At 62.7% G+C, this 9,415-nt stretch carries 11 protein-coding genes and 1 other RNA gene; 8 read left to right on the forward strand and 4 right to left on the reverse strand.

Features of this window, described 5'->3' with window-relative positions; all coding sequences use genetic code 11:
- Positions 1–147 precede the first annotated feature (147 nt).
- The 5 genes from petA (at position 148) to ACAW63_RS10285 (ending at position 3,840) form a co-directional block, all read left to right on the forward strand.
- Complete coding sequence (petA, locus tag ACAW63_RS10265; protein ID WP_371233435.1) at positions 148–738, forward strand: ubiquinol-cytochrome c reductase iron-sulfur subunit; 591 nt, start codon at positions 148–150, stop codon at positions 736–738.
- Positions 738–1,949: a cytochrome bc complex cytochrome b subunit gene (locus tag ACAW63_RS10270; RefSeq protein ID WP_371233436.1), complete on the forward strand. Its 1,212-nt coding sequence runs from the start codon at positions 738–740 to the stop codon at positions 1,947–1,949. The genes petA and ACAW63_RS10270 overlap by 1 nt, the downstream gene beginning before the upstream one ends.
- A complete protein-coding gene (locus tag ACAW63_RS10275) occupies positions 1,949–2,728 on the forward strand; it encodes a cytochrome c1 (RefSeq protein WP_371233437.1) in 780 nt (259 codons plus the stop codon). Before ACAW63_RS10270 ends, ACAW63_RS10275 begins: the two co-directional genes overlap by 1 nt.
- 78 nt (positions 2,729–2,806) lie before the next feature.
- Positions 2,807–3,424, forward strand: a complete 618-nt coding sequence (locus tag ACAW63_RS10280) for a glutathione S-transferase N-terminal domain-containing protein (RefSeq protein ID WP_331318035.1) — start codon at positions 2,807–2,809, stop codon at positions 3,422–3,424.
- Between the two features lie 11 nt (positions 3,425–3,435).
- Positions 3,436–3,840, forward strand: coding sequence for a ClpXP protease specificity-enhancing factor (locus tag ACAW63_RS10285; RefSeq protein ID WP_371233439.1), 405 nt, complete (start codon positions 3,436–3,438; stop codon positions 3,838–3,840).
- A 49-nt stretch (positions 3,841–3,889) separates the two neighbouring features.
- Here ACAW63_RS10285 and ACAW63_RS10290 read toward each other — a convergent pair whose 3' ends face one another.
- From ACAW63_RS10290 to ACAW63_RS10305, 4 genes are read right to left on the reverse strand one after another with little or no spacing between them, the layout of a single operon-like run.
- Complete coding sequence (locus ACAW63_RS10290; RefSeq protein ID WP_371233441.1) at positions 3,890–4,468, reverse strand: BON domain-containing protein; 579 nt, start codon at positions 4,466–4,468, stop codon at positions 3,890–3,892.
- Positions 4,465–5,058, reverse strand: a complete 594-nt coding sequence (locus ACAW63_RS10295) for a phosphoheptose isomerase (protein WP_017518113.1) — start codon at positions 5,056–5,058, stop codon at positions 4,465–4,467. Before ACAW63_RS10295 ends, ACAW63_RS10290 begins: the two co-directional genes overlap by 4 nt.
- 28 nt (positions 5,059–5,086) lie before the next feature.
- Positions 5,087–5,464, reverse strand: coding sequence for a YraN family protein (locus ACAW63_RS10300; RefSeq protein WP_371233442.1), 378 nt, complete (start codon positions 5,462–5,464; stop codon positions 5,087–5,089).
- The gene (locus ACAW63_RS10305; protein ID WP_371233444.1) at positions 5,461–7,275 is read right to left on the reverse strand and encodes a penicillin-binding protein activator; all 1,815 of its coding nucleotides are present in this window, start codon (positions 7,273–7,275) and stop codon (positions 5,461–5,463) included. The genes ACAW63_RS10300 and ACAW63_RS10305 overlap by 4 nt, the downstream gene beginning before the upstream one ends.
- 126 nt (positions 7,276–7,401) lie before the next feature.
- Between ACAW63_RS10305 and rsmI the strand changes: the two genes are divergently transcribed.
- The 3 genes from rsmI to mraZ all read left to right on the forward strand — a co-directional run bounded on the left by rsmI (position 7,402) and on the right by mraZ (position 9,411).
- Positions 7,402–8,250 carry a 16S rRNA (cytidine(1402)-2'-O)-methyltransferase gene (gene rsmI / locus ACAW63_RS10310; protein ID WP_371233445.1) on the forward strand — a complete coding sequence of 283 codons (849 nt, stop codon included), beginning with the start codon at positions 7,402–7,404 and terminating at the stop codon, positions 8,248–8,250.
- A 40-nt stretch (positions 8,251–8,290) separates the two neighbouring features.
- An RNA gene (gene rnpB / locus ACAW63_RS10315) (RNase P RNA component class A) lies at positions 8,291–8,647 on the forward strand.
- Positions 8,648–8,955: 308 nt separating this feature from the next.
- Positions 8,956–9,411, forward strand: coding sequence for a division/cell wall cluster transcriptional repressor MraZ (gene mraZ / locus ACAW63_RS10320; RefSeq protein ID WP_371233446.1), 456 nt, complete (start codon positions 8,956–8,958; stop codon positions 9,409–9,411).
- The last annotated feature ends 4 nt before the right edge of the window (positions 9,412–9,415 follow it).

Raw genomic sequence — 9,415 nt, forward strand, 5'->3', positions numbered from 1 at the left:
CGGCAAGGGTTTCGCTAACTTCGTATCGGGCTATTACCTTGTCAGCACAAGGGCTTTTCTTTACCATTTGGCGAATTTTTTGCGCGGCTCGAATTTTTACTTAAAAGCCTGAACTGAACAGGCTTGAAGCTGATGGGAGACGACTGAATGAGTAATGACGGCGTGAATGCAGGCCGGCGTCGCTTCCTTGTCGCGGCCACCTCGGTGGTTGGCGCGGCGGGAGCGGTCGGAGCTGCGGTCCCGTTCGTGGGGTCATGGTTCCCCAGTGCCAAGGCGAAGGCCGCTGGCGCGCCGGTGAAGGTCAACGTAGGGAAGATCGAACCGGGCCAGCAGGTTATCGCTGAGTGGCGGGGCAAGCCGGTGTTCCTGGTGCATCGCACCAAGGAAATGCTGGACGCGCTGCCGACCCTCGAAGGGCAGCTGGCCGACCCCGAGTCGAAGGCTTCGGAACAGCCGGCCTACGTCGATCCCAAGGTGCGTTCGATCAAGCCGGAGCTGGCCGTGATCGTCGGTATCTGCACCCATCTGGGCTGCTCGCCGACCTTCCGTCCTGAAGTCGCTCCCGCGGACCTCGGTCCGGATTGGAAGGGTGGTTACTTCTGCCCTTGCCACGGCTCCCATTACGACCTCGCCGGCCGCGTTTACAAGGGGCAACCCGCTCCGCTGAACCTGCCGATTCCGCCTTATTCGCTTGATGGTGATGAATTGACCATCGGTGTGGACCAGGAGAAAGCCTGATGAACAAGTTCATGGCTTGGGTCGATGCCCGCTTCCCCGCGACCAAGATGTGGGAAGACCATCTGAGCAAGTACTACGCTCCGAAGAACTTCAACTTCTGGTACTTCTTCGGTTCTCTGGCGCTGCTGGTGCTGGTCAATCAGATCCTCACCGGTATCTGGCTGACCATGAGCTTCACCCCGTCGGCGGAAGAGGCCTTCGCCTCCGTCGAGTACATCATGCGAGATGTCGACTACGGGTGGATCATCCGCTACATGCACTCCACCGGCGCTTCGGCGTTCTTCATCGTGGTCTACCTGCACATGTTCCGCGGCCTGCTCTACGGCTCCTACCAGAAGCCGCGCGAGCTGGTGTGGATCTTCGGCATGCTGATCTACCTCGCCCTGATGGCCGAGGCCTTCATGGGCTACCTGCTGCCCTGGGGCCAGATGTCCTACTGGGGTGCCCAGGTGATCATCTCGCTGTTCGGCGCCATTCCGGTCGTGGGTGACGACCTGGCCCAGTGGATTCGTGGTGACTTCCTGATCTCCGGCATCACCCTGAACCGCTTCTTCGCCCTGCACGTGATCGCCCTGCCGATCGTCCTGCTCGGTCTGGTCGTGCTGCACATCCTGGCGCTGCACGAAGTCGGCTCGAACAACCCGGACGGCGTGGACATCAAGAAGAAGAAGGACGAAAACGGCGTACCGCTGGACGGCATTGCCTTCCACCCGTACTACACCGTCAAGGACATCGTCGGTGTCGTGGTCTTCCTGTTCATCTTCTGCACCGTGATCTTCTTCTTCCCGGAAATGGGCGGTTACTTCCTCGAGAAGCCCAACTTCGAGATGGCGAACCAGTTCAAGACCCCGCCGCACATTGCGCCGGTCTGGTACTTCACTCCGTTCTACGCCATCCTGCGTGCCGTTCCGGACAAGCTGATGGGTGTGGTCGCCATGGGCGCCGCCATCGCGATCCTGTTCGTGCTGCCGTGGCTGGACCGTAGCCCGGTTCGCTCGATCCGTTACAAGGGCTGGCTGAGCAAGATCTGGCTGGTGATCTTCGCGGTGTCCTTCGTGATCCTCGGCTACTACGGCGCCCAGGCTCCGTCGCCGCTGGGCACTACGCTGTCGCGCCTGTGCACCATTCTGTATTTCGCGTTCTTCATCCTGATGCCGTTCTACACCCGGATGGAGAAGACCAAACCGGTTCCGGAAAGGGTGACTGGCTGATGAAAAAGCAATTCGCAGCATTGATTCTGGCTTTCCTGCCGGTATTCGCATTCGCCAACGAAGCGGGTCCTGAGCTCGATCATGTCGATATCGACCTGACCGACAAGGCCGCCATGCAGGACGGCGCACGTACCTTCGCCAACTACTGCATGGGCTGCCACAGCGCCAAGTTCCAGCGCTACGAGCGCGTCGGCAAGGACCTGGGTATCCCGGAAGAGCTGATGATGAGCCACCTGGTGTTCACCGGTGCGAAGATCGGCGATCACATGGACATCGGCATGAAGCCCGCTGACGCCAAGGTATGGTTCGGTGCTGCTCCGCCGGACCTGACCCTGGTGGCCCGTGTGCGTGGTACCGACTGGCTGTACACCTACCTGCGTTCGTTCTACGAAGATCCCAAGCGTCCGTGGGGCGTGAACAACAAGGTCTTCCCGAACGTCGGCATGCCGAACGTGCTGGCCAGCGTCCAGGGCCGTCAGGTCATCGGCTGCAAGCAGGTCCAGGTCGTCGAGCATGGCAAGAAGCAGTACGATCCTCTGACCGGCACCCCGCTGACCCACGAGGCCTGCGATCAACTGACCGTCGTTCCGAAGACCGGTCAGCTGAACGAAGCCCAGTTCGACGAAAAGGTGAAGAACCTGGTGACCTTCCTGGCTTACTCGGCTGACCCGAACAAGCTGGAATCCCACCGCATCGGCACCTACGTCCTGCTGTTCCTGGCCTTCTTCTTCGTGTTCGCCTACCTGCTCAAGCGTGAGTACTGGAAGGACGTGCACTAAGCACTGCCAGCTGTAACAAGCGCGCGCCCTACGGGGCGCGCGCGTCTTTCTACCTCCCACCCCGAGGAGGCGCGCGGCATGGCCGCAATCAATAAGCTCACCTGTTTCTCCGACCCTTCCTGCCATTACAGCCATCGCGTGCGCCTGGTGCTGGCCGAGAAGAGCGTCGTTGCCGACATCATCGACGTGCCGGCCGGCAATATTCCGGCCAAGCTCGCCGAAGTGAACCCCTATGGCAGCCTGCCGACCCTGGTGGATCGCGATCTTTCGCTCTACGAGTCGACGGTGGTCATGGAATACCTCGATGAGCGTTATCCACACCCGCCGTTGCTGCCGGTCTACCCGGTGGCCCGCGCCAACAGTCGTTTGCTGATGCATCGCATCCAGCGGGACTGGTGCGCTCTGGTGGATCGCATTCTCGACTCGCGGCAGAAGGACGCCGAGCGTGCCTTGGCGAGAAAGGAATTGCGTGAGAGCCTGACGGGGGTATCGCCGTTGTTCGCCGACAAGCCCTTCTTCCTCAGCGAGGAGCTCAGTCTGGTGGACTGCTGCCTGTTGCCGATCCTCTGGCGGCTGCCGGTCCTGGGCATCGAGTTGCCACGCCCGGCCAAGCCGCTGCTGGATTACATGGAGCGGCAGTTTGCGCGGGAAACTTTCCGTGCGAGCCTGTCCTCTATCGAACGTGATATGCGCTAAGGAGCCTGATGATGAACTCCAGTCGTCCCTACCTCGTGCGAGCCCTCTATGAGTGGATCGTCGACAACGGCTGCACCCCGCATATCCTGGTCAATTCCGAGTATCCGGGGGTGCGCGTGCCGCCGGGCTATGCCAGCGACGGCCAGATCGTGCTCAACGTATCGCCCACCGCGGTGCGCCATCTGCAGATGGACAACGAGGCCGTCAGCTTCGAGGGCCGCTTCGGCGGTGTCGCCCAGAGCCTGTACATCCCGTCCCAGGCGGTAATGGCCATTTACGCTCGGGAGAACGGCCAGGGCATGGTCTTCGACCTGGAGCCGCCGGTGCCGACCGATGATGAGGACTTGCCGGACGATGGTCCGTCCGACGAGCCGCCGCGCCCCACTGGCCGGCCAAGCCTCAAGGTGGTGAAGTAATAAAAAAGGCGACCCGAGGGTCGCCTTTTTCATGCAATAACCGGCGCGATCAGTCGATGTACTCGAACAGTCGGACGATCTTCTGCACGCCATCCACGCCCTGTACCACCTGAGTGGCCAGGTCGCCTTCGCGGCGGGTGACCAGGCCCAGCATGTAGACGATGCCGTTTTCGGTCAGGACCTTGATGCGGGTGGAGGGCACGTTCGCATCTGCCAGCATCTGGCTCTTGATCTTGGTGGTCAGCCAGGTGTCGTTGCTGCGGGCGGCCAGGGAGGAGGGCTGCAGGATCTGCAGCTCGTTGTGCACGGTCTTGACCTTCTGCACCTCCCTGGCGGCCTGTTCGGCCTTGTTCTTCAGGTCGGCGCGCGGCGTCTGACCGGCCAGCAGCACCACGCCGTTATAGCTGATCACCACGATGTGGGAATTGCGGTCGAGATCCGGATCGGCCTTGGCGATGTTCACTGCCACCTTGGTTTCGATCAGCGAGTCGTCGATCTTGCTGCCAAGGGTGCGGGTGCCCTTGTCATCGTCGATCGGCTTGTCACGGGTGGCGCTGACGAAACTGGTGCAGCCACCCAGGGCCATGGTCACGGCCAGCGCGGCCGCGATCAGAGGGGTACGGGTCATTCTTCACTCCCGAACAGTTGACGGTCGATAAGGTCGCACAGGCAATGGATGACCAGCAGGTGGACTTCCTGGATGCGTGCGGTGACCTTGGCCGGAACGCGGATTTCCACGTCTTCGGGCAGCAGCAGCGATGCCATGTTGCCGCCGTCGCGGCCGGTCAGTGCTACGACAACCATTTCGCGATCATGTGCGGCCTGGATCGCCTGAATGACGTTCGCCGAGTTGCCGCTGGTGGAAATCGCCAGCAGCACGTCGCCGGGTTGGCCCAGGGCGCGGATCTGCTTGGAGAAGACTTCGTTGTAGCTGTAGTCGTTGGCGATCGAGGTGATGGTAGAGCTGTCGGTGGTCAGGGCGACCGCCGGCAGGCTAGGGCGCTCACGCTCGAAGCGGTTCAGCAGCTCGGAAGAGAAGTGCTGGGCGTCGCCGGCGGAGCCGCCGTTGCCGCAGGAGAGAATCTTGCCCTCGTTCAGCAGGGCGTTGACCATCACCATGCTGGCCTGCTCGATATGCGGGATGAGCACCTCGGTGGCCTGTTGCTTGGTCTCGATGCTGGCATGGAAGAGCTGGCGGATACGGGATTGCATGTCCATCAGGGATGACCTTTCGTCGGGCGTCTGATCAGGTGTCAAAGGCGTTGGGGATCCAGTTCAAGTGCCCTGCGGAGCCTGGGGTTCGATGGTCGATGGCGACGATGTCGAACCGGCAGGGGTGTCTGCTCCAGCGGGCGTTCTGTTGCAGGAAGTGTTCGGCGGCGGCGGTCAGGCGCTGACGCTTGCGCGAGTCCACACTTTCCAGCGCTCCTCCCCAGGCGTCATGCCGGCGGGAGCGAACTTCGACGAATACTACTGTATCGCCGTCCAGCATGACCAGATCGAGCTCGCCGCGGCGGCACGTCCAGTTCTGCGCCAGCAGGCACAGTCCATGCTGTTCGAGGTGGGCGCGGGCGCTGGCTTCCGCCTCGCGCCCGGCCTTCTGGGAGGGGCTGTTGCCGATCAAATACCGCTGTTCTCCAGCGGCTGCACCTGGCCATTCTTGAATTCGGCCCAGGGCAGGTGGCGCTCGATGCGCTGGCTGGCATTGACGCTCAGGGTGCCGGTCAGGCCGTCGACCTGCATGCTCGGTACGGCCTTGAGCTCCGGCAGGCGCGGGGCCAGCTGGTAGGCATCGGCACCCATGGCGTACAGGCGGCCCAGGCTGCCGTTGGCTTGCGGCCATTGGGCCGAGACCTGCTGGCGCAGCGGGTTGTTCGGCTCCAGCAGCCAGGGAGTTTCGCAGAAGCGGATGCCGTTCAGGTCCTGGTCCTGTGCCGGGTTGTTCACGCCGCTGTACAGGTTGGACGTGGCGTAGACCGGCAGGTCGCCCGCGTACTGGAAGGCCAGGGTCGGCTTGATCTGGCGAGCCTGCTGCGGGGTGGCGGCAAGGAAGATGAAGTCGATGTCCTGGCGGCGCGAGGGCTGGGTGTCGACGCTGCTGTCGAGCACGCCCTGCAGGCGCTTGGCGCGGCCTTCGCTCTGGCGCAGTTGCAGCAGGTCGGCGATCTGGCGGGCCAGCTCTACCGGCTGGTCGACATGCTCGGCGGCGATCAGGGTGCCGCCGGCGGCCTGCCAGTTGCGGCTGAAGGAGGCCAGGACGCGGTCGCCCCACTCGCCGCGCGGCACCAGGGCCACGGCGCGGCGCATGCCGTCGTTCCAGGCGCGGCTGGCAACTTCGCGGGCCTCGTCCTCGGCGGACAGGCCGAACTGGAACAGCTGGGCCGGGCCTTCCAGGTTGCCGTCGCTGTAATTCAGCGCGAGGGTGGTGATCGGCAGTTGCTGCTGGCTGCTCAGTTGCTTGACCAGGTTCTTCTCCAGCGGACCGACGACCAGTTGCACGCCGTCGGCCTGGGCCTGGCGGTAGAACTCGTCCAGCGAGCGGACCTGGGTACTGTCGTAGAGCTTGATGGCCGGCTGTGCCTGGCCGCTTTGCTGGGCCTGGTAGTGAGCAGCCAGGAATCCATCCTGCAGCGCGCGGGATACCGATGCCAGCTGGCCTTGTTGTGGCAGCAGCAGGGCGATGGTGTTCAGCGGCTGGGCGGCCAGGGATTTCAGCTTGGTCAGGGCGTCGGGCAGTTGCTTGGCGGCCGGGTGGTCCGGGTTCTGGGCGACCCACTTGTCGATGTTGGACTGCTGTTCCTTCAGCGTCGACGAGGTCTTGGTGATGCGTGCCAGTTCCAGCCAGCCGTTCAGGTCGCCTTCGTTGGCGCTGGGCTGCAGTTGCTCGGCCGGCAGGCTGGAGACCAGGCCCCAGATCGCTTCGTGGTTGCTCTTGCTGGCTTCGGCATTGAGCAGCGGGTCGATAAACACGCGCTCGCGAGCGGCGCTCAGGGCCTGACCGTCGGCGGCCAGTGCCAGGGACTTGACCATGCCGGCACGTGCCTGCAGATCGGTCGGCATTTCGCCCAGACGCTGGAAATTCGGATTCTCGAATGCCTTCAGGGCGGCCTTGGGCTTGTTGCGGGCCAGTTCTAGCTGGGCGCGCAGGGTGCTGGCGAAGACCTGCTGGGCCGGCTTCAGGCTATCCATCGGGGTCTGGTCGAGGATCTGCGTGGAGCGGCCGAAGTCCTTCTGCTTATACGCGAGGTCGGCGGCGGAAAGGCGCAGCACGGCGGCTTCGTCGGGCTTGGCGGTGGAGGCCTGCTGTAGCAGCTGTTCGATGCTGGCGTCGGGGGTGCGCGGCAGTTCGCCGAGGTTGGACGACGGGGAAGAGGCGCAGGCGGCGAGCATGCCGGCAAGGAACAGAGCGGAAAGCGGACGCAGGCGAGCGATCATATCGGGCTTCTCGTGACGCATTCAAAGAACTGCCGATTGTACCCAAGCGGCGAGGGTGACGCGATGGCAGCTGCCGGAATCGGGATACAATGCGGCTTTTTCAGATACTTCCGGCGAGGTTGGCGCGTGACACTTGGCACTCTTTATGTTGTGGCTACCCCCATCGGCAACCTGGATGACATCAGCGCCCGGGCGCTCAAGGTGCTGGCCGACGTGTCGCTGATCGCCGCCGAAGACACTCGGCATTCGGTGCGCCTGCTGCAGCATTTCGGCATCGAGACTCCGCTGGCGGCGTGCCACGAGCACAACGAGCGCGAGCAGGGCGGTCGATTCCTGGCCAAGCTGCAGGCCGGTGAGGACGTTGCGCTGATTTCCGATGCGGGCACTCCGCTGATCTCCGACCCGGGCTATCACCTGGTGCGCCAGGCGCGCGCTGCGGGGATACCGGTGGTACCGGTGCCGGGCGCCTGCGCGTTGATCGCCGCGCTGTCCGCTGCCGGGCTGCCGTCGGATCGCTTCGTCTTCGAAGGCTTCCTGCCGGCCAAGGTGTCCGGCCGTCGTGGTCGGCTGGAGGCGCTGGTGGATGAGCCGCGCACCCTGATCTTCTACGAGGCGCCGCATCGCGTGCTGAAGTGCATCGAGGATATGGCGGCGATCTTCGGCAATGACCGGCCGGCGCTGCTGGCCCGCGAGTTGACCAAGACCTTCGAGACCCTGAAGGGGCTCCCGCTGGGCGAGTTGCGCGATTTCGTTGCCGCAGACAGCAACCAGCAGCGTGGCGAATGTGTGCTGCTGGTGGCGGGCAAGCCGGCACCGGAAGGGGATGAGATGGTGGATGCGCAGACGTTGCGCGTGCTCGATCTTCTGCTGGCCGAATTGCCGGTGAAGCGTGCGGCGGCGCTGGCGGCGGAGATCACCGGGGCGCGCAAGAACCAGCTGTATCAGATCGCGCTGGAGCGCCAAGGCAAGGCTTGAGCTTGTTCTGCGCGTCGTCAGCCGCTAACCTTACGGACTGAGAGTTGGTTGGACAGTCGCTGTTTCGTGGTGTTCCATCACGGAATGGAGGAAAGTCCGGGCTCCACAGGGCAGAGTGCCAGGTAACGCCTGGGAGGCGCGAGCCTACGGAAAGTGCCACAGAAAATAACCGCCTAAGCGCAACAGCGCCGGTAAGGGTGAAAAGGTGCGGTAAGAGCGCACCGCACGGCTGGCAACAGTTCGTGGCTAGGTAAACCCCACTCGGAGCAAGACCAAATAGGAATCCATTGGCGCGGCCCGCGTTGGATTCGGGTAGGTCGCTTGAGGCATACAGTGATGTATGTCCCAGAGGAATGGCTGTCCTCGACAGAACCCGGCTTACAGACCGACTCTCAGCACTTTTCCCCCACTTCTTCCCACGATGACCATTTGTCGCTGATTGGAAGAAGTTACAAAGTTGAGAAATCACTTTAAGTATGAAAGCCCAGTGTTTTGAAAACACTGGGCTTTTCTCTTTCTAAGCGCGTCAAATTTCCCCCCGAAACCTTCCAAAAGCACGCTAAATCTCGGTCCTGTAAGGATTTTTCCCCTCTGGCTCGCCTTGACGGTGGGGAGCGCGGATTTCTATAGTGTGCGGAAGTGGTACGAAGTGGGTAAAAGTGGGATCAACAGGCATGGATAGCCAACCACAGGGGAAGCGCTGACGTGTTTCGCGGAGCTAACGCCATTAGTCTCGACGCCAAAGGGCGCCTCGCGATGCCGAGTCGGTATCGTGACGAGCTCGTTTCGCGTTGCAATGGCCAGCTCATCGTCACCATCGACGCTGTCGACACCTGCCTCACCGTATACCCCCTCCCTGAATGGGAACTCATCGAAGCCAAGCTGCGCGAACTGCCATCGCTGCGTGAAGAAACGCGGCGCCTGCAGCGTTTGCTGATTGGCAATGCCGTGGACCTGGAGCTGGATGGCGCCGGGCGTTTTCTCGTTCCTCCGCGCCTGCGCGAATACGCCGGCCTGGACAAGCGGGCGATGCTGGTCGGCCAGCTGAACAAGTTCCAGTTGTGGGACGAAGACAAGTGGAATGCGGTTGCCGAGGCCGACCTCGCAGCCATTAAAGAGCCCGGCGGCCTGCCGGACGAATTGCGCGACCTTATTCTGTGAGCCT

It is taken from the genome of Pseudomonas sp. QE6, from assembly GCF_041379005.1.
Classification (GTDB): domain Bacteria; phylum Pseudomonadota; class Gammaproteobacteria; order Pseudomonadales; family Pseudomonadaceae; genus Pseudomonas.

Coding starts and splice junctions, on each gene's coding strand:
- ACAW63_RS10295 (WP_017518113.1), bottom strand. CDS start 5,058: ATGGACATGCAATCCCGTATCCGCCAGCTCTTCCATGCCAGCATCGAG.
- ACAW63_RS10305 (WP_371233444.1), bottom strand. CDS start 7,275: ATGATCGCTCGCCTGCGTCCGCTTTCCGCTCTGTTCCTTGCCGGCATG.
- ACAW63_RS10290 (WP_371233441.1), bottom strand. CDS start 4,468: ATGACCCGTACCCCTCTGATCGCGGCCGCGCTGGCCGTGACCATGGCC.
- ACAW63_RS10280 (WP_331318035.1), top strand. CDS start 2,807: ATGGCCGCAATCAATAAGCTCACCTGTTTCTCCGACCCTTCCTGCCAT.
- ACAW63_RS10275 (WP_371233437.1), top strand. CDS start 1,949: ATGAAAAAGCAATTCGCAGCATTGATTCTGGCTTTCCTGCCGGTATTC.
- ACAW63_RS10270 (WP_371233436.1), top strand. CDS start 738: ATGAACAAGTTCATGGCTTGGGTCGATGCCCGCTTCCCCGCGACCAAG.
- petA (WP_371233435.1), top strand. CDS start 148: ATGAGTAATGACGGCGTGAATGCAGGCCGGCGTCGCTTCCTTGTCGCG.
- ACAW63_RS10285 (WP_371233439.1), top strand. CDS start 3,436: ATGAACTCCAGTCGTCCCTACCTCGTGCGAGCCCTCTATGAGTGGATC.